21 protein-coding genes are annotated in these 24,740 nt (G+C 57.4%); 3 read left to right on the plus strand and 18 right to left on the minus strand.

Features of this window, described 5'->3' with window-relative positions; genetic code table 11:
* Nucleotides 1-190: 190 nt before the first annotated feature.
* Both OIL88_09700 and OIL88_09705 read right to left on the minus strand, forming a co-directional pair.
* Nucleotides 191-1,216 (minus strand): aspartate-semialdehyde dehydrogenase, encoded by a 1,026-nt coding sequence (locus tag OIL88_09700; GenBank protein HJI72628.1) that lies wholly within the window; start codon nt 1,214-1,216, stop codon nt 191-193.
* Nucleotides 1,217-1,389: 173 nt separating this feature from the next.
* Nucleotides 1,390-2,778, minus strand: a complete 1,389-nt coding sequence (locus OIL88_09705) for an aspartate kinase (protein HJI72629.1) — start codon at nt 2,776-2,778, stop codon at nt 1,390-1,392.
* Between the two features lie 104 nt (nt 2,779-2,882).
* On the opposite strand from OIL88_09705, the gene thrC reads away from it, so the two are divergent.
* The gene (thrC, locus tag OIL88_09710) at nt 2,883-4,400 is read left to right on the plus strand and encodes a threonine synthase (GenBank protein HJI72630.1); all 1,518 of its coding nucleotides are present in this window, start codon (nt 2,883-2,885) and stop codon (nt 4,398-4,400) included.
* Nucleotides 4,401-4,603: 203 nt separating this feature from the next.
* Nucleotides 4,604-5,485, plus strand: coding sequence for a homoserine kinase (thrB, locus tag OIL88_09715; GenBank protein HJI72631.1), 882 nt, complete (start codon nt 4,604-4,606; stop codon nt 5,483-5,485).
* 305 nt (nt 5,486-5,790) lie between these two features.
* Here the strand turns inward: thrB and OIL88_09720 are convergent, their stop codons facing one another.
* Nucleotides 5,791-6,033: a helix-turn-helix domain-containing protein gene (locus tag OIL88_09720; GenBank protein ID HJI72632.1), complete on the minus strand. Its 243-nt coding sequence runs from the start codon at nt 6,031-6,033 to the stop codon at nt 5,791-5,793.
* A gap of 121 nt (nt 6,034-6,154) precedes the next feature.
* Between OIL88_09720 and OIL88_09725 the strand changes: the two genes are divergently transcribed.
* A complete protein-coding gene (locus tag OIL88_09725) occupies nt 6,155-7,168 on the plus strand; it encodes a hypothetical protein (GenBank protein ID HJI72633.1) in 1,014 nt (337 codons plus the stop codon).
* Between the two features lie 237 nt (nt 7,169-7,405).
* Here the strand turns inward: OIL88_09725 and OIL88_09730 are convergent, their stop codons facing one another.
* From OIL88_09730 to OIL88_09800, 15 genes are all read right to left on the minus strand, one after another.
* Nucleotides 7,406-8,104 (minus strand): helix-turn-helix transcriptional regulator, encoded by a 699-nt coding sequence (locus OIL88_09730; protein ID HJI72634.1) that lies wholly within the window; start codon nt 8,102-8,104, stop codon nt 7,406-7,408.
* Nucleotides 8,070-8,753 carry a DUF3990 domain-containing protein gene (locus tag OIL88_09735; protein HJI72635.1) on the minus strand — a complete coding sequence of 228 codons (684 nt, stop codon included), beginning with the start codon at nt 8,751-8,753 and terminating at the stop codon, nt 8,070-8,072. The genes OIL88_09730 and OIL88_09735 overlap by 35 nt, the downstream gene beginning before the upstream one ends.
* Before the next feature lie 100 nt (nt 8,754-8,853).
* On the minus strand, nt 8,854-9,444 hold the full coding sequence (gene yihA, locus OIL88_09740; GenBank protein ID HJI72636.1) for a ribosome biogenesis GTP-binding protein YihA/YsxC: 591 nt from the start codon (nt 9,442-9,444) through the stop codon (nt 8,854-8,856).
* 38 nt (nt 9,445-9,482) lie between these two features.
* Complete coding sequence (mtnN, locus tag OIL88_09745; GenBank protein ID HJI72637.1) at nt 9,483-10,223, minus strand: 5'-methylthioadenosine/S-adenosylhomocysteine nucleosidase; 741 nt, start codon at nt 10,221-10,223, stop codon at nt 9,483-9,485.
* Nucleotides 10,224-10,301: 78 nt separating this feature from the next.
* Nucleotides 10,302-11,420 carry a class A beta-lactamase-related serine hydrolase gene (locus OIL88_09750; protein HJI72638.1) on the minus strand — a complete coding sequence of 373 codons (1,119 nt, stop codon included), beginning with the start codon at nt 11,418-11,420 and terminating at the stop codon, nt 10,302-10,304.
* Nucleotides 11,421-11,736: 316 nt separating this feature from the next.
* A complete protein-coding gene (pflA, locus tag OIL88_09755) occupies nt 11,737-12,555 on the minus strand; it encodes a pyruvate formate-lyase-activating protein (GenBank protein ID HJI72639.1) in 819 nt (272 codons plus the stop codon).
* A gap of 173 nt (nt 12,556-12,728) precedes the next feature.
* Nucleotides 12,729-13,583: a DegV family EDD domain-containing protein gene (locus OIL88_09760; protein HJI72640.1), complete on the minus strand. Its 855-nt coding sequence runs from the start codon at nt 13,581-13,583 to the stop codon at nt 12,729-12,731.
* Between the two features lie 276 nt (nt 13,584-13,859).
* A complete protein-coding gene (locus tag OIL88_09765) occupies nt 13,860-15,302 on the minus strand; it encodes a glycoside hydrolase family 32 protein (protein ID HJI72641.1) in 1,443 nt (480 codons plus the stop codon).
* A 101-nt stretch (nt 15,303-15,403) separates the two neighbouring features.
* Nucleotides 15,404-16,855, minus strand: coding sequence for a PTS transporter subunit EIIC (locus OIL88_09770; protein HJI72642.1), 1,452 nt, complete (start codon nt 16,853-16,855; stop codon nt 15,404-15,406).
* 45 nt (nt 16,856-16,900) lie between these two features.
* A complete protein-coding gene (locus OIL88_09775; GenBank protein HJI72643.1) occupies nt 16,901-18,283 on the minus strand; it encodes a family 43 glycosylhydrolase in 1,383 nt (460 codons plus the stop codon).
* Nucleotides 18,284-18,466: 183 nt separating this feature from the next.
* A complete protein-coding gene (locus OIL88_09780) occupies nt 18,467-19,477 on the minus strand; it encodes a LacI family DNA-binding transcriptional regulator (protein HJI72644.1) in 1,011 nt (336 codons plus the stop codon).
* Nucleotides 19,478-19,779: 302 nt separating this feature from the next.
* The gene (grcA3, locus tag OIL88_09785) at nt 19,780-20,031 is read right to left on the minus strand and encodes an autonomous glycyl radical cofactor GrcA3 (GenBank protein ID HJI72645.1); all 252 of its coding nucleotides are present in this window, start codon (nt 20,029-20,031) and stop codon (nt 19,780-19,782) included.
* 85 nt (nt 20,032-20,116) lie between these two features.
* Complete coding sequence (gene pflB, locus OIL88_09790) at nt 20,117-22,168, minus strand: formate C-acetyltransferase (protein ID HJI72646.1); 2,052 nt, start codon at nt 22,166-22,168, stop codon at nt 20,117-20,119.
* 466 nt (nt 22,169-22,634) lie between these two features.
* Nucleotides 22,635-23,654 (minus strand): 2-keto-3-deoxygluconate permease, encoded by a 1,020-nt coding sequence (locus OIL88_09795; protein HJI72647.1) that lies wholly within the window; start codon nt 23,652-23,654, stop codon nt 22,635-22,637.
* A gap of 108 nt (nt 23,655-23,762) precedes the next feature.
* Complete coding sequence (locus OIL88_09800) at nt 23,763-24,512, minus strand: SDR family oxidoreductase (GenBank protein ID HJI72648.1); 750 nt, start codon at nt 24,510-24,512, stop codon at nt 23,763-23,765.
* Nucleotides 24,513-24,740 lie beyond the last annotated feature (228 nt).

The raw sequence follows: 24,740 nt of genomic DNA on the forward strand, positions 1-24,740 counted from the left end.
CAACCAGCAACGGCTCCATCGCAGGCCGCTCGCAGCCGAGTCGCCGCAGGCGGGGGCCGGGCTTAGTTTTCAGAACACTCCGCAGACCAGTGTGGCGCCTTGTCCGCAGCTCCGAAGGAGCAGGACAAGGCGCCACACATGGTCGAGGACGTTCTGAAAACTAAGCCCGGACCCCGCCGGACAGGTCGCACTACTCGCAGAGCAGCTTAGCGATCTGGACGGCGTTGGTTGCCGCGCCCTTACGGATTTGGTCGCCGCAGCACCAGAAGGTGATGCCGCGCGCGGCCTCGGGGTTCGAGATGTCGCGACGCACACGGCCGACCCAAATCAAATCCTGGTCGGAGGTGTCCATCGGCATGGGGAAGCGGTCGTGTGCATCCTCGGCGCTCATGTCGTCAACCAGTTTCACTCCCGGAGCGGCAGCCAGCGCAGCACGGGCCTCTTCCACCGTGATATCGCGCTCAAACTCGAGCGTAACGCTCTCGGAGTGCGAGCGCAGCACGGGCACGCGCACGCAGGTGCAGTTCACGCGCAGCTCGGGCAGGTGCATGATCTTGCGGCCCTCGTTCTGCAACTTCATCTCCTCGGAGGTAAAGCCCTCCTCCTTGACACCGCCGATCTGCGGAATCAGGTTGCTCGCCAGCTGGGCGGCAAACGCGCGCGGCTCGGGAATCTCCTCGCCACGGCCCAGGGCGGCAAGCTGAGCCTCGAGCTCGGCCATACCGGGAGCGCCAGCGCCCGAAGCTGCCTGATACGTGGACACGATCATACGCTTCACGCCAGCAAGCTGGTGCAGCGGCCACGTGGGAACCAGGCCGATGATGGTCGCGCAGTTGGGATTGGCGATAAGGCCGTGATGCCACTTGATGTCGTCGGCATTGATCTCGGGCACGACCAGCGGCACCTCGGGATCCATGCGGAAGGCGTGGCTGTTGTCGACCACGACGGCGCCGCGCTTGACGGCCTCGGGCAGTAGCTCCTTCGCAATATCGTCGCCGGCGGCGCCGAGCACGATGTCGCAGCCCTCAAAGGCCTCGGGGCAAGCCTCCTCAATCACAACCTGCTCGCCGCGGAACTCGACGGTCTTGCCCGCAGAGCGCGCGCTCGCTAGCAGCTTGAGCTTGCCGACCGGAAACTCCTGCTCGTTGAGGCACTCAAGCATCTGGGTGCCCACGGCTCCCGTCGCGCCCAAAATAGCAACCGTGTACTGTTTCATGCTTCCCCCTTTAAAGGCTGTGGCTTTTGCCCGCACGCCGAGCAGGCCGATTATTGTTGCCAGTGTATACAAGAACAGGGCGGGCACGAAACCCGCCCCGTCGAAACGAAACCGAAACGAAACGCCCCGCCGTAGTTTTTGAAGCAAGTCCCAAAAATCTACTGGGATAGCAGCTACTTGTGGAGCGCGGCCGGGGCGGGATCGACCGGCACGGGAGCCTCCAGGTCGGAGACCTTCACAATGCCGTTCTCGTCGGAGAAGGCGCGGTAAATGGTCCGAATCGCCAGGTCGAAGTCCTTCTCCTCTACGCCGATAATGATGTTGATCTCGTCGCAGCTCTGCGAAATCATACGTACGCTCACGCCGGCTTGACCAAGCATGCCAAACAGATGGCCCGAGATACCTGCGCGGCCGCGAAGGTTACGGCCGACGGTCGCGATGAGCGCCAAACCCTCGACAACCTCGATCTCGAGCGGCTCGACCTCCTGCTGAATGTCGCCCACGAGCGAGTACAGCGAGTCGTGCACATCCTGCTCCTGCACCACGGCGCCAAAGCGGTCGACGCCGGTGGGCATATGCTCGACGGAAACGTCATAGCGTTCGAACACCGAAAGTGCACGGCGCATAAAGCCGACACGGGGCTTGGTGCGGTCGCGGGCAACGTTGATGGCGACAAAGCCGCGCTTGCCGGTCACGCCGGTAATGATAGGCTCCGCCTCACCCTCGTCAGCCGTCTCGCTAATGATGGTGCCGGGGTCCTGCGGCGCATTGGTGTTCTTGATGACCAGCGGAATGCCTGCCTCGCGCACGGGGAACACGGCCTCCTCGTGCAGGACGCTTGCACCCATGTACGAAAGCTCGCGCAGCTCCTCGTAGGTAACGCGCGCAATGGGCTGAGCCTCGGGAACAATACGCGGATCGGCAGAATAGAAGCCCGAAACGTCGGTCCAGTTCTCGTACAGGTCGGCACCAAGGCACTTGGCCAGAATCGAGCCGGAAATATCGCCGCCGCCACGGTCGAGCAGCTTGATCTGCCCCTCACGCGTCGCGCCGTAGAAACCGGGCATAACAAAGCCGCCCTGCTGGCCGTACTCCTGCACCAGCTCGGCGGTGCGGTTCATGCTGAGCGTACCGTCATGATGGAACGCCACGACCGTCGCGGCATCCAGGAACGGCAGGCCCAGGTACTCGGCCATCAGGTGAGCGGTAAAGTACTCGCCGCGGCTTACGAGCTCCTCGGTGGAGTAGCCGCCCGAGCGGGCGCGCTCGGCAAAGGCCGCGAACTCCTCACGGATGGGATAGGTGAGCTCCAACTCATCAGCGATATCAAAATAGCGCTGGCCGATGTCCTCGAGCAGCTCCTCACACGACACGTGGTACTTAACGTGCGCATTGACCAGATAGAGCAGGTCGGTCACCTTGGTGTCGCCCTTAAAGCGGCGGCCGCAGGCGGAAACCACCACAAAACGGCGGGCAGGGTCGGCGTCGACGATGGCCTTGATCTTTTTGAAGTGTTCGGCGTCGGCGACCGACGAGCCGCCAAACTTGGCAATCTTAATCATGGGCTGGAGGTTACCTTTCTAAAAAGCCTCTGCGAACCTATTTTGCGCGCTCTGATACCATGGTTTCACCGATTGGGACCAAGGCATCCGAGGAGCAGTGTTATATGGGAACTTATCATAGTACACGAGGACGCACTTTATCGTGCTCAAGTAAGGTGGCAATCCGTACCGGCATCGCTCCCGACGGGGGTTTGTTTGTCTCGGACGAGCTCGGCACCCAGCAGGTCGATATCAGCTCGCTTGCAGATAAATCGTACTTTGAAATCGCTCAAGATGTGTTGGGAATGTTACTGAATGATTACACGGCCGAAGAAATTTCGGCGTGTGTCGACGAGGCATACCGCGGCACGTTCGCGAGTGAAGAGGTTACGCCGCTCGTCAAACTCGACGCTGCGCCGGGCGCTGACGCCCCTCAGACCTATGTGATGGAGCTCTTTGGCGGTCCCACGAGCGCCTTCAAGGACGTCGCCCTGCAGATGCTCCCCCGCTTGATGGCCCGCACTTCCGCCAAGGACGGCGGCGCCGAGCGCATCATGATCGTCACCGCCACGTCGGGCGACACAGGCAAGGCAGCACTCGCCGGCTTTGCCGACGCCCCGGGCACGGGCATCACCGTCTTTTATCCCGAGGGCAAGGTCAGCCGCGTGCAGAATCTGCAGATGTCCACGCAGGAGGGCGGCAACGTCGCCGTCTGCGGCATCCGCGGCAACTTCGACGACGCCCAGAGTGCCGTCAAGCGCATCTTTGCCGATAAGGAGCTGGCCGAGCGCCTGGAGGCCGCCGGCACCGTGCTTTCGAGCGCCAACTCCATCAACGTCGGCCGCCTGGTGCCGCAGGTCGTCTACTACTTTGCCGCCTATGCGCAGCTGCTGCGCGCCGGCGCCATCGAGGCCGGCGATGCCGTGGAGTTCTGCGTACCGACCGGCAACTTTGGCGATATCCTGGCCGGCTACTACGCCAAGCGCATGGGTCTGCCCGTCGCCAAACTCGTCGTGGCCAGCGACAAGAACAACGTGCTCGCTGACTTCCTGACCACCGGCGTCTACGACCGCAACCGTCCGTTCTTCACGACCATTTCGCCGTCGATGGACATCCTTATTAGCTCTAATCTGGAGCGCATGCTCTACTTCCTGTCCGACGGCGACTGCGAGCTCGTTGCCGGCCTTATGGAGCAGCTTGCCCAGACCGGTCGCTACGAGGTGCCTGCCGAGCTGCTGGCCAAGATCCAGAGCGTATTTGGCTGCGGCTGGGCCAGCGAGGACGAGGTTCGCGCCGCCATCAAGAGCTGCTGGGATGCCAACGGCTACGTGATCGACCCGCACACCGCTTGCGGCTATCACGTCTTTGAGCAGGTCGCCCCCACCGAGGGCGCCAAGGCCCGCGTGCTGCTTTCGACCGCCAGCCCCTACAAGTTCCCGCGCGCCTGCTGCGATGCCCTGGGCCTCGACGTTCCCGAGGACGACTTTGAGGCCATGCGCGTGCTCGAGCAGGCAACCAACACGGTCGCCCCAGCCCAGCTCGCCGAACTCGAGTCCAAGCCCGTCCGCTTCGAAGACGTCTGCGACGTCGATGAGATGGCCAGCTACGTAGAGCAGGCTGCAAAAAAGATAGCAACCAACTAAACCCCTTATAAGGCGCCGGCGAAAGCCGGCGCACCTTCTTTTATCAGATACCTACCGGGATGATGACGAACGTGCATAGCGTGCCTGGCTGTTTAGTTCGTCGCGAGTTCCGCACGCAAAGGAAAGCACTTAATGTGCTTTCCGTCTTGCGCAGGACTGCCCGAGCAGCGAACTAAACAGCCAGGCACGCCAGGAGGACTCACATGATCAAGATCACCGTCCCAGCAACAAGCGCCAACTTGGGCATTGGCTACGATACCCTCGGCATGGCCGTCAGCCTCTACTCGCACTTCACCTTCGAGCGCGCCGACAAACTCACCATCACGGGCTGCCCCGAGGAATTCCAAAACGAGAACAACCTGGTCTACGTGAGCTTTGTCGATGCACTGGCTGCATGGGGCGAGCCGGCTTTTCCCGTTGCCATCGACATCCAGACCGACGTGCCCGTCGCCCGCGGCCTGGGCTCCAGCTCCACCTGCGTCGTCGCCGGCATTATGGCCGCCGCCGCACTGACAGGCCACACCGTCGACCGCGCCGAGCTGGTTCGCATTGCCACCGAAGTCGAGGGCCATCCCGATAACGTCGCCCCCGCTATCCTGGGCGGCGCCGTCTGTTCCTTTACGCCGACCGATTCGCTCCCCCAGTGCCTGCGCTACGAGGTGAGCGATCGCCTGCGTTTTATTACCGTGATTCCGCCCTACGAGGTGCATACGAGCGAGGCGCGCAAGGTTGTGCCGCAGGAGATTCCACTCTCCACCGCCGTGTGGCAGATGGGCCGCATCGCCGGCATGACGCGCGGCTTGGAGACTGGTGACCTCGACCTGATTGCCGCCGCCAATGACGACCGCATCCAGGAACCCTATCGTCGCCGTCTGATTCCCGACTACAACGCCGTGCGCGACACCTGCCTTAACGGCGGCGCCAAGACCATCTGGATCAGCGGCTCGGGCTCGACTCTCATGGCCGTGACTGACGACACCATCGTGGCAAAGTTCCTGCAGGTCAAGCTGCGCGAGCAGTTCCCTAAGTGTGATACGCATATTCTGACGTGCGACACGGAAGGCGCCCAGATCGAATACCTGTAGTCGCCGTCCCGTATACTCGCCGGGGAGGCCAGGGGGCTTTGCCCCCAAATCGTCCTCGGACATGGCAGGACCCCCGCTGCGCACTTCGTGCGGCGGGGGTCCTGCCGTCCTGCGGAAAGATTTGGGGGCAAAGCCCCTGGCCTCCCCTACGTTAGCTTCGCTGACGGCGGCTACAGGGACCTACGCTTTGGAAAGTCGCCGGGCTGATTTTTTGGCTTCTATTTGATAAAGGCGCACTTCCCAGCATCTCATTCGTCCTATAGCTCTGTTTTAATTTCTAATTGATGATCGATGCGTGGCGTCATCTAATTATCTTCGTTACTCAAAACAGCCCCAAGTTTATGTACTAGCGTCTCAACAGTAATTCCGAGTGCATCCGCATAGACAAACTGCTCATAAACCCTAAGGCTGCGTTCCCCGGTCTCGACCTTTGAGATGAACGACTGAGGTACCCCCAGTTTCTTTGCGAGTTCAACCTGAGTGATACCTTGCTCCCGACGAATCTGGGAAAGGCATTTTCCGCATGTCCTGTTAGCATCAACGTTCATGCCGTTTACGCTATATTCCATTTTGATATATCCCAAACTGGGATATATTTATGTCACCAGCTATTCCGCTTATCAAAAATGCCCATCGCAGATTCATAGCTAGGAAGGAGCCTCGATAAACATGAATGACGAGATGAAGGAGCCCGACGAGGAAAAGGCGCTCAACGAGTCCGACGAGCGGAAGCCAGATTTCAAAGCCGAGCAGTTTTCTGATGGTGCTAGCGACACCCCCTCCTCTGAAATTACGCCATCAAACGAAGATGGCGGCGCACGCAAAAATGAAGAAAACGACTCACTTCTAACGCGGGCCATTCATAAATTAGGCAATAAAAAACGAGCGGCAATCGCAGCCGCCGTGGCAGTTGTCATCATCTTCAGTTTGCCCATGCTGTTTCCTCAATTGTTTTGTAGTCACAAACTATGGGCCAATGCAACCTGCACTAGCCCTCGTGTATGCAAAAGTTGCGGCAAAACCGAGGGAGAACCTCTCGGGCACGAATGGGAAGAAGCAACTTGTACGACACCGAAGACCTGCCAGCGTTGCGGCGAAACGAAAGGGGAGCCACTCGGACACCAACCGGGCTCGTGGACCAAAGAAGTCGACTACGTAGATGCCACTTCGAAGGAAATACGAGAATGCGAGAGATGCGGAGAGGTCGTTGACACCCGCAACGAGAAGGAAATCACATCTTTTCTTGGCGACGGAAAGTTTTCAATTTCCCCAAAAGGCTTTATTGAGCGGCTTAACGAAGAATTTTCAAATCTACCCAACTGCAGCAGCATGAATGCGGATTACGAACTAGACGATAGCGGCATGGGGCTCGAACTTCAGATCAAAAACGGTTCAAAGATTGCCGGTATTGGAGGCTTCTTTTCGGACTCGAGTAACCCGGTGCTACTCAGCTATCTTGGATCCGAAAACTGCTTCAAAAACATAGTCATGTACTTCGAAAACTCCGACTATGCCGCGGCGACAGCATTGGCAACTATACAAGCAATCGATCCAACACTTTCGTTTTCAGACGCCAAGGAAGTTGGTGCTGCCTGCGTAGATACGCCAACTGTCAAAAATGGAATTACGTACGCAATCGTAGCTTCGAATGGAGAGTACTGGCTAAGCGCTCGAATTGAATAATTTTCTTTGATTACTAAATTCAGACGCCTCTTACTCGCGACATATTAAAACTCAACCCCTGGCAGCATCGTCAATCGAAAATTGCCCCGCCGAGCACTTTAGCTTGGCGGGGTATTTCAATATGAAAGCGGATTAAAATATCAACAAGGCCTGCACGCCCCAACGAGACAGCCGGCTTCGCTGCTCAAATTGCCCTTGATGAACCACAAGTTGAGCAATCAGTGGCCAGAATCCCCTTTAGGCGGCGCTTGTTTCTTTGTATTCGAAGACTGGTTCTAGGAGGTCTTCGATGTTGCAGTGTAGGACTTTTGCAATATCCCTCACTGTCGTTACCGAGGCTTCGTTGATGTTTCGCTGGCGCTGTTCGTACATTTGGATTGAACGGAGCGATACACCCGATTCGTATGCCAGGTCTTGTTGGGTTTTTTTAATCCTCTTTCTTGCTAGCGCCAGTTTAGTCTGACGCGGCGCCTTCTTCGCCATATCACAGACAAGGCGCGCCACGCGCTCCTCCGAGGCCTCATGCCAGGGGTAGTACAGGTTTCGCAGCGCATCAAATGGAACAACATGAAGCAGATCTTCGAACGATTCCCCTAGGCGCCACTGCAAATATGCCAGTATCCAGCCCGTCCAATATTCCGGTGTCTTCTCAAATCGGTAGGTCCGATCTGGCATCGACCCTGTTTGGTAACCAGATCTTTCGGAGATGAGCGCAAATAGTTCAACGCCCGACTTTCCCGACACTACCCATGCGTTGCCGCGTTCGAACTCGCGAGCTACGCCGCTCAGGCAAAAGAGTTCAGCAACTTCCGATCCTTCTGCTCCGTAATCGTTAACGGCATAGTCGAAGCAATCCCCGAGGTTGTTCATTGCGTCCTCAAGGTAATAGACGGGATATGTCCTACTCGGCCCACGATCCGTTAACTCTTGGATCATTTAAATCAACCCTCCCTGCCATCAAATCCCTAATGTCGACACCATCAGAGTCAAATCCGTTTACCGTATCCAGGTACTTTCGTCGAGCGTTCTGTTCTCGCTCAAATCGTTTGGGATAAAACTCAGCTCCCGAAGCCTGCTTCCAATCGCGGAACTTAATCGCCGAGAACGCACGCTCACTCATAAGCGCATATTGAATGCCTAGATCGCCCAGGCGCATAATGCGCTGAAGTTGTCGGAGCGAAATCATGCCATTAACAAACTGCCTTGCAAAAGAAAAATACGAGTCGTCGGCACGATAGCCCCGAATAACGTCGTAAGAAGAAATATCAATCAAACAGTTATCAAGCAGAAATCGAAGTCCGTCGCGTGCTAGCGGCGTCGAGACATTAAACTCCCGGTTGTCGGCCAAAATCGCAAGCCAATTGAGGATTGAAAACTCCCCAGACTCTAAATCCAAGACCGAAAGGTCATCTAAATCAAGTTCATATCGATTTGCAATGCCATCCGACTCGGTCCGGCATGCCCATTCCATCGCCATTTCTTCATGTGGCGTGCAATAAAACCCACACCCATAGTCATTGAATTGTCTGCATTTATCCAACGACGGATGCTCGACAACAACCTCCGACCCGTGCCAAAGCTCCATATCGACCTCCAAACAAAAATATCACCCCAGTGATAGTTTACCAATAACTATCACTGGGGTGATATAGATAGACAAAAGTTGTTTGACAGTGCGGCATGCCCTAGAGGCAGGCCTCGGCGATGCGCTTTTTGAGTTCGTCGATGCCGGTACCGGTCTGGGAGCTTGTGATGATCACGTTTTCGGCCGGGACGTTGAGCTGCTTTTTGATGGCTGCTGCCTGGCGGGCCTGCTGGGTGCGGCTGAGCTTGTCGGCCTTGGTGAGGCAGACGATAAAGTTGAACTCGTTGCCCCGCAGGTAGTCGATCATGTCATGGTCGAGCTTGCTCGGGTCGTGACGAATATCCACCAGCGACACGACCAGGTTAAAGCTGCGCTCCGAGTCGAAGAAGTCGCCGATAAGCTCGGCCCAGCGGTCGCGCTCGGCCTTGGAACGACGGGCGAAACCATAGCCCGGCAGGTCGACGAAGTGCACGTCGTCAGCCTCAAAGAAGTTGATGTTGCTCGTCTTGCCCGGCGTGCTCGAAACCTTGACGAGGTTCTTGCGGCCAAAAAGCTTGTTCATGATCGACGACTTGCCCACGTTGGAGCGGCCGACGAAGCTCACCTCGGGGCAGGTGGACTCGGGAATCTGCGAAACCTTGCCATAGCTGGCAACGAACTTGGCAAGCTGGTAGTTAATGGAATCGGCCATGGACACTCCTTGGTCGTAGGTTCTTACAAAAGAGCGCGCTAATAGATAGCAGCGATACGGCGAACGATATCGAGCGTAATGCCACTCGCGGTGCGAGCATACTCGAACAGGTCGAACTCGCGGTCGCAAATCGCATCGTACGCCTCATCACAATTATCGCTGATAGCGCGCAACACCAGGCAATCGACACCATTTTTAGTTGCGACATGGGCAATCGCCGCGCCCTCCATGCCGACACAATCGGCGTGCGTCGCCTCGATAGCGTCGTTGCGCATGGCGGTGCCCGTCACAAAACGGTTGCCCGTGGCAATCGTGCCGACCAGGAACTGCTTTGCGCCCTCGTTCGAGGCGGCCGCATTTGTCGAAGCATCAACAAACCCATGCTCAGCAAGTACATCGGCAGCGATATCGACCAGCGCAGACGTCGAGCCAAACTCCTCGAGCCCCGGTGCAGACTCGGCGATAAGCGCGGTATCGGTATCCAGATAGCGCAGGCACTTGCCAATGACGATATCGTCAATATGGAGCTTGGGATTCAGGCCACCTGCGATACCCGAAAGCACAACTGCCTGTGGAGCATACTTGCTAATGAGGTGCTGCGTCGCAGCAGCGGCGTTCACCATGCCCATGCCCGCCGTTGTGGCGACAAGCGTCAGGCCGTCGAACTCACCGCTCACAACGGTCAAGCCTGCCTCCTGTGCCTCGCAAACGTCGCTCAGCTCTTCCTTAATCTGCATGATCTCTTTTTCGAGTGCACCGATAATCGCGATGGTAGCCATGCCATTCCCCAAACCTATACGAAATTCTCAACCACGGTATGGTACCAGCATTTTGTTTGACCTCGTCAAACGAACACGCTAGGCCAGCACAGCTCGCGTATCAAACAGAGCCTTTGCAATCGCAGCCGTAACCTCGCTCGAGCGATCGCTCCACGGCATCGATGTCATGATGCTCATAATGTAGGTGTCGCCATCGACATCGATGAGGCCCGCATCGCATGTCGAATAGCAACCATCCTCGCTTATCCAGCCTGCCTTGTTGCGCACCAAGGCTTGGTCGTCCGCAATGCCATCGCGGATAAATGAGCGCGATGTTGATGACAGCAGTTCAGATAACCACTGGGAGGTCTCACTGCCACAGCTCAGATACTCGCTCATCTCGCGCCACAACTTGGCCGAGGTGCGCGGGCAGTAGGTTGGGAAATCGCTCATTGGATCGAGCGCGACCTCGTCTTCGACGCCGAGTGCGGCAATCCAATCCTCGTAATCGACACGGTCAAACGCCGTGCGTAACGCAATAAACGAATCGTTGTCCGAATTAACGACCGCGGCCTCGATCAGGTCGCGCACCGTCTGCCAGCCCATGTTGTAGCCGCCATAGGTGCCAAGGGAATCATCGAGTGAGACCTGGCCCGTCTCGACCAGAGATTCGCAGACGTAGAGTACATAGAGCGCCTTATAGCTGCTCGCACCGTACACCTCGGCGTCCGCGTTATACGTCACGCCCTTGCCGCTCGATAGGTCGTAGAACACTACGCCCACATCCCCCAGCTTCTGCGCCTGACTCAGGGCATCTTGGAGCACGACGAGGCTCTCATCCTCCAGGGCGGGGATCTGGTCATCAACCAGTGAGAAGGTCTGCACGGTATCGCCTGAGGGAATATCGTTAAAGTCCGCCTTCGAAAGCCTCGTCTTGAGGCTCGCTGTCGACAGGGTTTGACTTGCGGTGGCTTTAGATTCAGAGACCTTTTTGTTTTGCGTCTGTACCGTTGACGCATCTGAGTGTGCCATTCGCTCCGACGCGTAGGTTTTGGCGGTAATTCCGAGGATAATAACCGCCAACGTTAGCATCCCAATGGCGGCAATCTTCGTCACGCGGATGCGAGCGTCAGCGAGGCCACGCGAAGGCGTGCCCTTCGTCCCATAGCTGCTGCCATGCTGCGGCACATACTCGTCCCGCGATGCGTTGTTTCGCACGTGGTCTCCTGACTGCTACCGTTCATATATGAGCAGCATAATACCGAGCAGGCATTTCTTTCCAAAGATATTCAACGACGCTTAAGGTGTCTTTAAAGAAACCACAAGCGTATTTATCCAAATGGCACGATTCTGTTGCGCATCTCCGCCCAAAACGCAGTTGCGGTGGAATAGTTCCTGCTTGGGCGGCATAAGCCGAAAAACAAGAACTATTCCACCGCAACTTGACGGGACTCTTTGGCAATCAACTTGGTGTCCAGGGGCACTCATTTAAGTCTGTCCCCAATGAGTGCCCTTGGGGAACGAAAATGGCACGCTAGCCGATGGCCGACCTGAGCTCCGCACGGCGCTTTTTCATGCCGGTCATAACGGCATTGCGCAACTCGGGCATGCGCGCGGTATCCATCTGGGGCACGCCCTCGAGCTTATAGGGAATCCCCAGCTGCTCATACTTGACGACACCCATCGTGTGATACGGCAGCATCTCCAGGCCGACCACGTTATGCCACGGGGCAATCAAGCGACCGAGCGCCTCGCACTCCTCCACCGTATCGGTAATGCCGGGCACCACCACATGGCGAATAACAACCTTAATCTTGCGACGGGCAAGCTCATCACCAAACGCCAGAATACGTGCGGGATCGCAACCGGTCAGCTTTTTATGCTCGACGGGATCGGCGTGTTTAATGTCGAGCAGCACCATATCGGTCTCGTTGAGTACGGCATCGAACTTCTCAGGATGCGCGGGATCGAACGCATAGCCGCAGCTATCCAAGCAGGTATGCACGCGACCATCGGGGTTATTGTGCATGGCGCGGAACAGGTCGGCTAAAAACGCGGGCTGCAGGAGCGGCTCACCGCCGGACACCGTAATACCACCGCTGCGGTAAAACTCATGGTTGCTCTGGAACTCGTCCATCAGGTGCTCGACGGTCACCATGGTACCGCCGTTAACCGACCAGGTATCGGGGTTGTGGCAATACGCACAGCGCATGGGGCAGCCCTGAACAAACACCACAAAGCGGATGCCAGGTCCATCGACCGTTCCCATCGTCTCAATCGAATGTACGCGGCCCAGGGCAAACGCAGAGTCCTCGGGACGAGCGTCCACACCCTCGAGCGTCATCTCAGCCATTCCCGCTACCTTGCCTCTCATTGGTTTTAGCTACATAAATGCCAGAGCCATTCTAGCCCATACGTTTGCGTTTAAACGTCTTGGGCTAGAATGGCACGTTTTAATCTATCCCCCATTACCGTGACGGGAGCCCATGTCGAGATGTGAAGCCGAAGAATGCTCGCCTACAGCCTTTACGCCTTAAGCGTGAGCACCGCACCGAAGGCGGTCGGGCCGCAATGGCTCGAGATGACACCGCCGACCTGAGTCCAGGTAACGTCTTTAAAGCCCAGGTCGTGCGCATAGACTTCCATGTCGTCGCGCAGCTCCTGGGAAAGGCCTACCGAATACGCCAGGCCAATGTGCGAGTAGTCTATCTCGCCCTTCGCAACCATGTGGTCAATAAAGGCGCGGGCGCACTTGAGCATAGAGCCGCGGAACTTCTTGGTCGCCACAAACTTACCGCCCGTTACTTCAATGCAGGGCTTAATCTTGAGCAGGTGGGCGCCAAGGAACGCGACGTTGGACAGACGACCGCCCGCCTTAAGAAAGGCCAGGTCGGTAGGAACAAAGCCCAGCAGCACGCGGTCCATGACGGAGTTCGTAAATGCAAAGATCTCGTCGACGGTGGCGTCGGGGTGAGCCTCGATGTATTTGGCGGTCTCGACGGCAACGAGCGACTGGCCCACCGAGACAAAACGCGTATCCATGGAGAATACGTAGTCGCGGCCCTTAGCCGCAATCTTGGAGGACTGATGCGAGCAAGTCGTGACTTCGGAGTACGCAAGATGCAGAATGGTCGCATCGGGCTGCTCGGCATGGATACGGTCATATACGTGCGCAAAATCTGCAGGCGCGCAGCCGCTGGTCTTGGGCATTACGCCAAACTCGTTGCAGCGCGAGTAAATCTCGAGTGGATCGATGGAGCCGTCCTCGACGGTCTCGTCACCAATTGTGACATGCATGGGCACGCGCACGATGCCGTAGCGCTCGCAGAGCTCCGGCGTCACATCCGACCCAGACTCAACCACGATTACGTACTTGCCCATTATTATCACGACCCATCTCGACATTGGCTTTTCAATACATGGCACGCGCCGCCGCACTGTTGCACAACGGCGTCCAAGCGCCAAAGAGACGCCGCCCCTTGCGCACAACAAAGGACAGCGTCTCCCTGGAAAACTCCGTGCTAACCTGAGATTCTACACGGTTTATTACTAAGTGTTACTTACTCCGCAAACGGTCGCTATACGCGATAAACGGTAGTTGGCCGCGGCAACTGCGATTCATTTCGCCCAGCAAGTCCAATCGTGCCCCATGCACGGTTAATGCACGAGGCGGTAGAAATTCATCGATGCCGCACCCTCGGCATGCAACCCCATCGCCGAAACCGCCGGCGAATAGGTACGGCTCGTAAGTGCCGCCTCGCCGCCATTTGCAAAAATCTCGACAATCGTAGTGTCCGAAAGCACGCGCAGGTCGCGAAGCTCGCTGAGCTCGATCGACCTCTGGTCGCGCCCATAGCCTTCGTCACCCATGTCGAGGGTAAGCATCCCGCCTGCATAGCGCACAAAGACACCCTTGCGGATTTCGAGCTCGACCATCTTGGTGCCCTCACAGGAAACCACAAGATCAAACAGGCGGCCCGGCTCCTCAACGGTTTCACCGCCTGTCGCGCGAACGCAGTCGCCGCGCATCCTCTCAATCTCGTGCGCCGGCTGCTGACAGAGCTTACCATCGCGCATGCTCAGCTCTCGCGGCACCGTCAACGCGCACTGCCAGCCGCGCGCCACCGTCGGGTTTTCCGCCGTCGCATCGGGGCAACCCGACCATCCGATCATCAAACGCCGGCCTGCAGCATCCTCAAAGGACTGCGGAGCATAGAAATCAAAACCGGCATCGACCATCGGGGGCATGCCCTGCCCGACGATTTTAAAGCTCGGCGCCTCCCAATCGGCCTCGATGGGGAACCACACGCACTGATGCGGATTGCGGTAACGCCAACCATCGGCAGGCACACCCTGCGGACAGCAAACGAGAACAAGCTCACCATCGAGCTCAAACAGATCGGGGCACTCCCACATAAAGCCAAACTTCTCGCCCAGCTCAATACGCGTCGCATAGTTCCAGTCCTCTAGATCGCGCGAGGTATAGACAAGCACGCAGCCGCGGTCGTCTTTCGTACGAGCGCCCAGAACCATGTAGTAGATACCATCGTGCTCAAGGATCTTGGGGTCGCGCACGTGCGTACCGATATCGTCGGGGTAATCGACCGGTCCAACAGCTATGCGCTTCTCGCCCAATTCGTCGGGGTTCTCCGCAACCATATGAATCTGGTTTTGCTCACGACCCGTCAACACGTAGTCGTAATCATCGCGATCAAAATGCTTGACGTTGCCGGTATAGAAGTAGTGAATCTTGCCATCACGTACAAAGGCAGAACCAGAATACGCTCCGTTCGAATCCAAATCGGAATCGGGGAACAGCGCGGGGCCGTGATTCTCGTACGTCACAAAATCCTTTGTCGTCAGATGGTTCCAAAGCACTGGACCGCCATGCGCAGCATCGAACGGATCGTATTGGTGATAGATGTGATACGTATCACCAATCTGCACCAAACCGTTGGGGTCGTTGAGCCAGCCAAGCTCAGGCTCCACATGGAACAGGAGTCTATCGGGGTCGGACGCGATGCGAGCCGCCGTCTCATCCTGTCCGGCTCGCCACTGCTCATAGTCCGCGCGTGTCACCTTATTTTTTTGATTAAACATCGCCATTGGCCTTCTCGTCTATAGGGAAGGACGCTCGACTCACACGAGCCGAACGCCCCTCCTCAAATGGACTTATCCGCACGTTACGCTGAACGGCTCAACTAGAAGCTAACGTCGAAGCCAGCGCCAGCGCCCTCTTCATCGGTGGTCGGAACGCCCTTTGCCTTGTTGTAGGCAAAGATCAAGACGATCGGCACGATAAAGGCGATGAGATTGCCAGCCACATACCACACGAGAGTCTCGGGCGTGACGATGAGCAGGCCAAGCACGCCGGTCAGACCCTGACCGATAGCGCGCACCTCAAAGAGCTTGACGAAGGCACCGCCGCAGCCTGCACCGATGCATGCGCAGATGAACGGAATAATCGAGTAGCGCATGTTTGCAGCAAAGATAGCGGGCTCGGAGATTCCGACCAGCGTCGGGATAAAGGACGACATGCAAATGTTGCGCTCTTTGGAATGCTTCTTGTGAATGAGGTACATGCCGATGGCGCCGCCGCCCTGGGCGATGATGGAAACCGACCAGATGGCCTGGATGTAGTTGAAGCCAGTCGTGGCAACAAGGTTTGCCTCGATACCCTGGATGAACTGATGCGTACCGGTAACGACAAGCGGCTGCAGGAACGCGGCGAAGACAAAGGCACCAAAGACGCCCATCCTGTTGTACAGGATATCGATTACGCCGGCGAGGACGTCGCCGATCAGGTTGCCGAGCGGGCCGAACACGGTGAACAGAGCGACGTTAGCAAGAATCAGGGTAACGGTCGGGACAAAGACGAACGAAACGACCTCGGGGATGTACTTCTGGGCAATCTTCTCGACCTTGGCCATAAACCAGGCGGTCAGGATTGCGGGGAACACGCCGCCCTGGAAAGCAACCATGGGAATGGAGAGCGGACCGAAGTTCCAGTACTCAGCACCCGTCGGGTCCATAACGAACGTGTTACGGTTCATAAGACTCGGGTGAACCATGACGATACCGACGAGGATGCCCAGGATCGGGTTACCGCCAAAACGCTTGACCGCGCTATACATAACCAGGACAGGCAGGTAGTCAAAGGTGGTGGCGATAATGGCAAAGAAGCTTGCGAGGTTCTTGAGGAACTCGCTGTGATCGGCGAGGCTGCCCTCCATGCCGAAGAGGCCGTTGGCAACGATCAGCGACTTAAGGCCGATGATGATTGCAGCGCCGACGAAGGCGGGAATGATGGGGATAAAGATGTCCGAGAATACCTTGAGGACCGAGAAGAACTTGCCCTTCTTGTCCGCCTCGGCGCCCTTGACCTCGGAAGCACTGATCTCCTTAACGCCCGTCAGAGCCATAAACTCATCGTAAACCTTGTTGACGGTACCGGTACCGAAGATGATCATGAGCTGGCCGCTGTTGTACAGCACGCCCTTGACGCCATCGATGTTCTCGAGCTCGGCCTTGTTGTATTTGCTCGTATCCTTGAGCACCAGACGCAGACGGGTCACGCAATGCGTGGCGCCCTCGATGTTCTCCAGTCCGCCGACGTTGTCGACGACTTGCTGGGACACTGCCTTGTAGTCCATGTTCCTCTCCATTCCTTTTCTAAATCATAAAACGGTTCGTTGCCGCTACAGAGACGCGATCGTTGCGTTTGCGCACTTGAGCGTACCGTCGGTGACCGTCAGCGCCACACCCTGGCCCTGCTTATTGCAGAAGCGAGCGTTAAGCGCAACATCATCGACAAAGATGGTCGCGATATCGTCGTCAACGACCAGGCGCACATGATGAGTGCCCTCGCCCTTAAAGAACAACGGACGCTCGAGGCCCATGTTGTTGACCTGGAACCACGGGTACTGGGGAGCCGGCGTGAACTCGAGCTTGCCCTCGCGCAGGTTGGCGCGGAACTCATAGGCAAGACCGGTCTCGGCGTCCTCAGCGAACTTGACCGAGAAGCCGGCAGCGTTACCGCCGAGCTCAATGTCGGCATCGAGCAAGTAGGTGGAGCCGGCATCCGCGGCGAGCACCTGCTCGACCTTGCCCGACTCGCAGGAAAGCTCAAAGGTCTCGACTGCCTTAGCCTCGCCAAAGGCGCCAAGCATGCTGTCGGGGAGCTTGGTGCCGAGCGTTCCGTCGGCACGCTGAACGATCTCGAGGGGCATAAAGGTGCCACCCCATAGGTAAGAGCTGGGGTCGCCGCCCTCGTCACGCGTAGGAACCCAACCAAAGAGAACGCGACGCTCGCCATCGAATGCGGTGCGAGCGGCGTAGTACGCGCGGCCGTCGAAGGAGTCGTCAGCGGGGGTAATCCAAGGACCGTTGATAGACTTGGACATGCGGTAACGGGTCTTGTTGCCGTCGCTGTACTCGGAAAAGACGAGGTACCACCAGTCGCCCATCTTAAAGAGATCAGGCATCTCAAACATGGTGTACAGGCCCGGGTTCCACCAGTCGCCCTGGAACTCCCAGTTGCTCAGATCCTTGGAGGTGAACTTGACCAGACGGCCGGTCATCAGGCGCTTGTCCTCGCCCACGCGCGTACCGAGGATGAGCATGTACTCCTGGTTCTCCTCGTCCCAAAGCACAAAGGGATCGCGCCAGTTGCGGTCGTCGTAGCCCTCCTGGGGCGGAAGCAGCGTCTCGGCGATGTTCTTCTCCCACGTGACGGCGTCGTCGCTCGTGGCGTGGAGCAGAACCTGCTTCATCAGACGTGCCTTAACCTTGTCACGGTTGCAGCCGGTGTAGAGTGCATGGTACTTCTCGCCCACCTTAAAGACGGTGCCGGCGTAGATGTATTGGTCGACTTCTTCGTCGCCGCCACGCTCGAGGCTCTCGCCAAAGTCCTTGTAGTTCACGAAGTCCTTGGTCGTAGCAAGCGCCCAACCAAAGGGCTCGCCGAAAGGTCCGGGGTTGCGCGTATCGCGCTGATGATAGAGATAGAACGTGCCATCCTCGCCGTAGGGCATGATGTCGCCCACCCAAATTCCCTCAGGCTGGTAATAGACCTTATGCATCAGAGGCTTCCTTCCCACACGATGCCGACTCGAAACAATTGAAAGATATGTCAATCGTTTTCATGTGTCAAACGTTTTCATACTGTTGCAGCTTTTTGCAGGTCAATTCGTCGGCAAACGGTTGACATACGCCGGTGAACGGTTTTGGGTGGCGTTTACGGGAAACTTCTGTTATGGAATTGCTTACGCGGTTTTGCCCTCGATGAGCTCAACGGGGAGCTGAATATTCGACTCGGGCGCCTCTCCATTAACGAGAGCAATGATGGATTGAGCCGCAAGCTCACCGATGCGATCGACGTCCTGGCGCACGGTCGTCAGGTCGGGCATAAACGTCATAGTGCGACGAGCACCGTCTGCACCCACGACCTTGATATCATCCGGAGCGCTCAGGCCACGCTGTTTCATAACGTTGAGGCAAATGGCCGCCATCGTGTCGTCGCCGGCAAAGATGCCATCGATATCGGGGTTTTCGTCGAGGATCTGCGCGACGGCCTTACCCTTCTCGTCATCGGACTTAACGAACTCAACCTCGCGAACAAGCGCGGGCAGGCCAGCCTCGGCAACGACATCGCGATAGGCCTCGGAGCGCTTATTTGCGGGCATCCTCATGCGGCTATTGTTACGAAGACACAAAATGCGGGAGCAGCCATCATCAATCAAACGACGCGTGGCAAGCTCGCCAATGCCATAGCTGTCGCTCGCAACCTGCACAGAGCCCTCGCCCAGGTCACAGTCGATACCGACCAAGCTCAGACCCATCTCGGCATATGCCTCGGCACCAATGTTGAGCGAGTTGACGATGACGCCATCGACCATATTGCGACGCAGCATATCGATATAGGAACGCTCAAGATCAGGTCGATTGGCGCTGTTGCACAGCAACATCTTAAAGCCGTTTTCCGCCAACGTGCGCTCGACCGCCTGCACAACCTGAGCATGGAACGGGCTGCTCACAAAGGGAACAATCATGCCGATAAGGTTCAGGCGGCCATTGAGCATGGCACGGGCGATATCGTTGGGCGTGTAATTGATGCGCTCCATCGCCGCATGGACTTTATCGCGGGTTTCCTGGCTAATGTAGCCGCGATTATTAAGCACGCGAGATACCGTAGTAGGCGAAACCCCCGCCACCGCTGCAACTTCCTTGATGCCAGGCTTAGCCGTATCCTTAGAACGAGCACTCTCGCGAGCCATAGCACCCTCCCCCATCAACATGTCATACGTTTACATACGAACAAAGCATACCCCAACAACAGCGGGAAGACGGTAACAGCACAAGTAAGTAAACGACTCATCCAAATAATTAGGAGAGTTCCGCCTAAAGGGTGACTCCAAAGGACCCCACATGGCCGGTTTTGGGTTATTTTCCAAAACATCCCGCAGGACGCGAGAAGCCCCCGCCGCACGTAGTGCGCAGCGGGGGCTTCTCGCATGTCCGAGGACGTTTTGGAAAGTAACCCAAAGCGGCCCGGCGATCCTGCGGGAGTTAAACCCCTTTAGAACTTGTCGTGGAAGGTACGCGAAATGACCTCGTCCTGCTGCTCCTTGGTGAGAGTGTGGAAGTTCACGGCATAGCCGGAAACGCGAATGGTCAGCTGCGGGTACTTCTCGGGGTGAGCCTGAGCATCGAGCAGCGTCTCACGGTTGAAGACGTTGATGTTCAGGTGATGGCCACCCTTCTCGGCGTAAGCGTCGAGCATGTGGACCAGGTTATCGGCCTGAGTCTCGGAAACTTCAGAAACCTTCATAATGTGTCTCCTTCGATCGATAGGCGCCGGCCGAAACCGGCGCGCTAATCAGTAATCGTTATTGTTAGTATAGCACTAACAATAGTTACTCGCCCAGCTGATCAAGGTCGATATCGCCAAAGAACACCTGGTCCTCCTTGCCGAGCGCACCCGGGATGATGGAGAAGGTGTTGGAGATGCCGTCCTGAGCATCGCGGAACGGGAGCTTGGAAACCGAAGACAGCGAAGCGATGGCGCCGTGGCTATCGCGCTTGTGCATGGGGTTAGCACCCGGGGCGAACGGCTGGCCAGCCTTGCGGCCGTCAGGCGTGGAACCGGTCTTCTTACCGTACACGACGTTGGAGGTAATGGTCAGAACCGAGGTCGTGGGCACGGAGTTGCGGTAGGTGTCGTTCATGCGGATGTACTCCATGAACTGGTGCACAACGTCGTGAGCGATCTGGTCGACGCGGTCGTCGTCGTTACCGTACTTGGGGAACTCGCCCTCGGTCTCGAAGTCGACGATGATGCCGTTCTCGTCACGGACGGGGTGGACCTTGGCGTACTTGATGGCGGACAGGGAGTCAGCCACGACGGAAAGGCCAGCGATGCCCGTAGCGAACCAGCGGTGCACGTGCTTGTCGTGCAGAGCCATCTGGATGCGCTCGTAGCAATACTTGTCGTGCATGTAGTGAATGATGTTCAGCGAGTTGACGTACACGCCAGCGAGCCACTTCATCATGTCGTTGTACTTGGCCACAACGTCGTCGTAATCGAGCGTATCGCCCTCGACGGCACGATACTTGGGGCCGACCTGCTTCTTGGAGACCTCGTCAACACCGCCGTTGAGTGCGTACAGCAGGCACTTGGCCAGGTTGGCACGGGCGCCGAAGAACTGCATCTCCTTGCCAATGCGCATGGAAGACACGCAGCAGGCAATGCCATAGTCGTCGCCGTGGTAAACGCGCATGAGGTCGTCGTTCTCGTACTGGATCGAGGAGCTGGCGACGGAAGTCTTGGCGCAGAACTTCTTGAAGTTCTCGGGCAGACGGGTCGACCACAGAACGGTCATGTTGGGCTCGGGGCTGGTGCCCATGTTCTCGAGCGTGTGCAGGTAGCGGTAGCTCATCTTGGTAACGAGCGTACGGCCGTCAACACCCATGCCACCGATGGACTCGGTGACCCACTGCGGATCGCCGGTGAACAGGGCCTGGTACTCGGGGGTACGGGCAAACTTGACCATGCGGAGCTTCATGATGAAGTGATCCACGAACTCCTGGATCTGCTCCTCGGTGAAGGTGCCGTTGGCAAGGTCGCGCTCAGCGTAGATGTCAATGAACGTGGAGGTACGGCCGATGGACATAGCGGCGCCGTTCTGCTCCTTGACGGCAGCGAGGTAGGCGAAGTACATCCACTGGATGGCCTCCTGCGTGTTGGTAGCAGGGTTGGAAATATCGAAACCATAGGTCTCGGCCATCATCTTGAGCTCGCCGAGGGCGCGAATCTGCTCCTGCAGCTCCTCACGATCGCGGATGTTGTCGGCGGTCATGACCGTCGGGGTGGAAGCCTTCTGGGCCTCCTTGTCCTTGATCAGGTAGTCGACGCCGTACAGGGCAACACGACGGTAGTCACCGATGATGCGGCCGCGGCCATAGCCATCGGGCAGACCGGTGATGATGTGAGCCGAGCGGCAAGCACGCATCTCGGGGGTGTAGACATCGAAGACGCCGGCGTTGTGGGTCTTGCGCTCGAAGGTGTAGCGCTCGACAACGTTCTCGTCGACCTTGTAGCCGTGCTGGCTGGCAGCCTGGCAAGCGATGCGGATACCACCGTTGACGTGCAGCGCGCGCTTGAGCGGCTTGTCGGTCTGGAGGCCGACGATGGTCTCCTTCTCGCGGTGGGCGTTATCGATGTAGCCAGCGGGGTGGCTCACGATACCCGTGACGGTCTTGGTGTCCATATCGAGGACACCGCCCTGCTCGCGCTCCTTAAGCAGCAGGTCGAGAACCTCGCCCCACAGCTCCTTGGTACGCTCGGTCGGGCCGGCGAGGAACGACTCGTCGCCCTCGTAGGGGGTGTAGTTCTTCTGGATGAAGTCTCGGACGTCAACCTCTCCCGTCCAGATGCCTTCCTTGAAGCCTTCCCATGCCTCCTGCATTGTGTAACCACGCTCCTAGTTACGTGTAATGCGGCGCTCTCTCACACCGCTGCTTATTGAATTCTTGAATGTTCGGCTTGCACTACCGGCTTCTTCCGTTCTTCACCACACGTTGGTGTAGGGAAAACGTTTATCCACCTTGGAACTACAACCCAAAACCCAAGATTTCACCCGTTTGAGAAGGATAACATAGCGACCCTCTCCATCTGGGCTGTTATATGTTTCTTTTTTTATATCATAAGGACGTTTTTTACAAACCCGCAGGAAATGCGAGTGCAAACAACTACCGTTCACCGATTTGTATGGTATTTTTCCTTGCCTTTGTACGACGTTCGCTCTAGCTGTTATGCCAGCTTTAGCAGGGTAAAGTGTCCCAGAGACCCTACAGAAACTGCAGGGCAGCCACGGAATCCCCCGTGGCCGCCCTGTGGCATGGCTAGTTTTTAGCTTTGATTGCCGCTTGGCATTAGGCGGCTGCGGCGGCCTTGTCGGCCGTTGCCTTGCTATCGCCGTTGCCCTGGCCCTCAAAATGCTTGTAGCACCAGCTGGTGACCAGCGGGGTCAAAATAGCCGTAACGATTGCGCAGGCAGCAACCTGTGCCGTAGCCGTCGCGAGCACCGCACCGCCGTACATGGCCCCGTTGACGCTTGCCATGGCAGCAGGCGTGGCCACATTGGCTCCGGCGCAGCTCGAAATGGCCGCACCTGCGACACCCGTACCACCCGTGAGCTTATCGACCGCGATGACGGGAATTGCAAAGATCACCGAGCAGATCACGCCGAGCAGGATGCCGGGAAGACCGCCGTTGATAAGCTGGCCAAAAGTCATGGTCGAGCCCATGGCAAAGAAGACGAGCACGATGATGGCGGAAAGTGCCGGTGCCATCATCTTCTTAAAGCTGGGGAACAGGTTACCCAGAATAATGCCGACGACGATCGGCAGAATGGCGCCCACGAGCGACCAGCCGATCGGGGCCTGGCCGGCAGCGCCGAGCACGATCATCGTGACCGGAGGGCCGACAACCAGCGTGGTGATGGCGACAGCGCCACGCTCAGCCTCGTTGCCCATGGTACCCATCAGCCCAGCGTACATAGCGTTGTTGGCGCCGGTGCAAGCCGCCAGCATCACCATGGCAGAGATGCCAAACAGGTTGTCGTTGAACACATAAAGGATGAGCAGCGACATGGCAACGACCACGATCTGCTTGACGGCGATGATGATGGCGCCGCGGGCAGCGGCGGCAGGAGCGCTCTTAAACGAAATCGTCGTACCGACGATGAGCAAAAAAGCGCCCACGAGCGGGCCAGCGCCCTGCTGGGTCATGCCAAGCGTAAAGCTGCCGAGCGTTTTGAACAGGTCGGGGAATAGCGTGTTGAGCAGACAGCCCAACAGAAGCGGCACCAAGATATTGGCGCCCGGGATGGAGGACATCTTAAAGAACGGCTCCTTTGCCGCCGGCGCCTCCACCGCAGTCGATTCACTCATATATATCTCCTTTGGATGCATGCGAATCGTAGCCGCATGCGCCTATATCAGAAAGAAGGCGACGGTCCCGAGTCGCAGGAGCCGTCGCCGAATAATCGTCGCGGAGTATTACCCGTCCAGAACGATGCCACCGTCGCAGTCACCGATCTCGCCGTTCACGAAGCTGGCGAGGTCGGAAGCGAAGAACAGCACCATCTGCGCAGGCTCGCTGGCCTGGGCGGCGCGGCCCAGAGGAATACCGTTGATGATGCGCTGAGAGTTCTCGTCAGAGAGGATCGAGGTCATATCGGTAAGCGTGAGCGACGGGCATACAGCGTTGCAGCGAACGCCAAACTTGCCGCCTTCCTTGGCGACTGCCTTGGTTAGACCGTTAACACCGGCCTTGGAGCTCGCGTAAGCCGCGGTGCCGAGCAGGCCGCCGCCGATCTTGCCAGCAACAGAGCTCACGTTGACGATAGTGCCGGCATGGGCTGCCTTAAAGTGCGGGTACACGGCGTTCATCATGGTAAAGGTGCCGTTGAGGTTGATGTCGATGGTACGGCGCCACTCGGTGTCATCGATCTCGTCGAACTTCTTGGTGCTGATGACGCCAGCGCAGTTAATCAGGATGTTGGTCTGCGGCAGATCGGTGAAAATCTGCTCGACGGTCTCGCGCGCCTTGGGTGCATCGGCGACATCGAGCTGATAGAACTTGTTGCCCTCGCCAAGCTCGGCCACAGCGGCCTCGCCCTTAGCAGCGTTCCTTGCGATGAGCGCGACGTGTCCGCCGCCCGCAACGATACCCTTGGCAATCTCGAGGCCAATGCCCTGAGTGCCACCGGTAACGATCGCGGTCTTGCCCGTGAAGTCAAATGCCATGACTCCATCCCCCTTTATGTAAGGTGTCTCCTTGCGGGAAGTTGGAGCATCGCACGTGGCGATTATATGAGTCCCAGTCGTCATGGTGGTGACAACCCCTCGCCTAACCGCGTGCATGATAGTTCTTTAAAACGCTTCAGCAATTGAATGATTTTAAGTCTTTATGCGCTCTTTATATTGCCCACTGTATGAGGCCCGCGTATGGGGGTATCATCTTTCACCGAAAAT

The organism is Coriobacteriaceae bacterium (assembly GCA_025992855.1).
Taxonomy (GTDB): Bacteria; Actinomycetota; Coriobacteriia; order Coriobacteriales; family Coriobacteriaceae; genus Collinsella.

What these genes read in the sequence shown, in the direction of transcription:
- OIL88_09765 (HJI72641.1), bottom strand. Translation starts at nt 15,302, where the DNA reads ATGTTTAATCAAAAAAATAAGGTGACACGCGCGGACTATGAGCAGTGG.
- OIL88_09775 (HJI72643.1), bottom strand. Translation starts at nt 18,283, where the DNA reads ATGCATAAGGTCTATTACCAGCCTGAGGGAATTTGGGTGGGCGACATC.
- yihA (HJI72636.1), bottom strand. Translation starts at nt 9,444, where the DNA reads ATGGCCGATTCCATTAACTACCAGCTTGCCAAGTTCGTTGCCAGCTAT.
- OIL88_09795 (HJI72647.1), bottom strand. Translation starts at nt 23,654, where the DNA reads ATGAGTGAATCGACTGCGGTGGAGGCGCCGGCGGCAAAGGAGCCGTTC.
- mtnN (HJI72637.1), bottom strand. Translation starts at nt 10,223, where the DNA reads ATGGCTACCATCGCGATTATCGGTGCACTCGAAAAAGAGATCATGCAG.
- OIL88_09780 (HJI72644.1), bottom strand. Translation starts at nt 19,477, where the DNA reads ATGGCTCGCGAGAGTGCTCGTTCTAAGGATACGGCTAAGCCTGGCATC.
- grcA3 (HJI72645.1), bottom strand. Translation starts at nt 20,031, where the DNA reads ATGAAGGTTTCTGAAGTTTCCGAGACTCAGGCCGATAACCTGGTCCAC.
- pflA (HJI72639.1), bottom strand. Translation starts at nt 12,555, where the DNA reads ATGGCTGAGATGACGCTCGAGGGTGTGGACGCTCGTCCCGAGGACTCT.
- OIL88_09720 (HJI72632.1), bottom strand. Translation starts at nt 6,033, where the DNA reads ATGAACGTTGATGCTAACAGGACATGCGGAAAATGCCTTTCCCAGATT.
- OIL88_09730 (HJI72634.1), bottom strand. Translation starts at nt 8,104, where the DNA reads ATGATCCAAGAGTTAACGGATCGTGGGCCGAGTAGGACATATCCCGTC.
- thrB (HJI72631.1), top strand. Translation starts at nt 4,604, where the DNA reads ATGATCAAGATCACCGTCCCAGCAACAAGCGCCAACTTGGGCATTGGC.
- OIL88_09725 (HJI72633.1), top strand. Translation starts at nt 6,155, where the DNA reads ATGAATGACGAGATGAAGGAGCCCGACGAGGAAAAGGCGCTCAACGAG.
- OIL88_09800 (HJI72648.1), bottom strand. Translation starts at nt 24,512, where the DNA reads ATGGCATTTGACTTCACGGGCAAGACCGCGATCGTTACCGGTGGCACT.
- OIL88_09770 (HJI72642.1), bottom strand. Translation starts at nt 16,855, where the DNA reads ATGGACTACAAGGCAGTGTCCCAGCAAGTCGTCGACAACGTCGGCGGA.
- OIL88_09700 (HJI72628.1), bottom strand. Translation starts at nt 1,216, where the DNA reads ATGAAACAGTACACGGTTGCTATTTTGGGCGCGACGGGAGCCGTGGGC.
- pflB (HJI72646.1), bottom strand. Translation starts at nt 22,168, where the DNA reads ATGCAGGAGGCATGGGAAGGCTTCAAGGAAGGCATCTGGACGGGAGAG.
- OIL88_09735 (HJI72635.1), bottom strand. Translation starts at nt 8,753, where the DNA reads ATGGAGCTTTGGCACGGGTCGGAGGTTGTTGTCGAGCATCCGTCGTTG.
- thrC (HJI72630.1), top strand. Translation starts at nt 2,883, where the DNA reads ATGGGAACTTATCATAGTACACGAGGACGCACTTTATCGTGCTCAAGT.
- OIL88_09705 (HJI72629.1), bottom strand. Translation starts at nt 2,778, where the DNA reads ATGATTAAGATTGCCAAGTTTGGCGGCTCGTCGGTCGCCGACGCCGAA.
- OIL88_09760 (HJI72640.1), bottom strand. Translation starts at nt 13,583, where the DNA reads ATGGGCAAGTACGTAATCGTGGTTGAGTCTGGGTCGGATGTGACGCCG.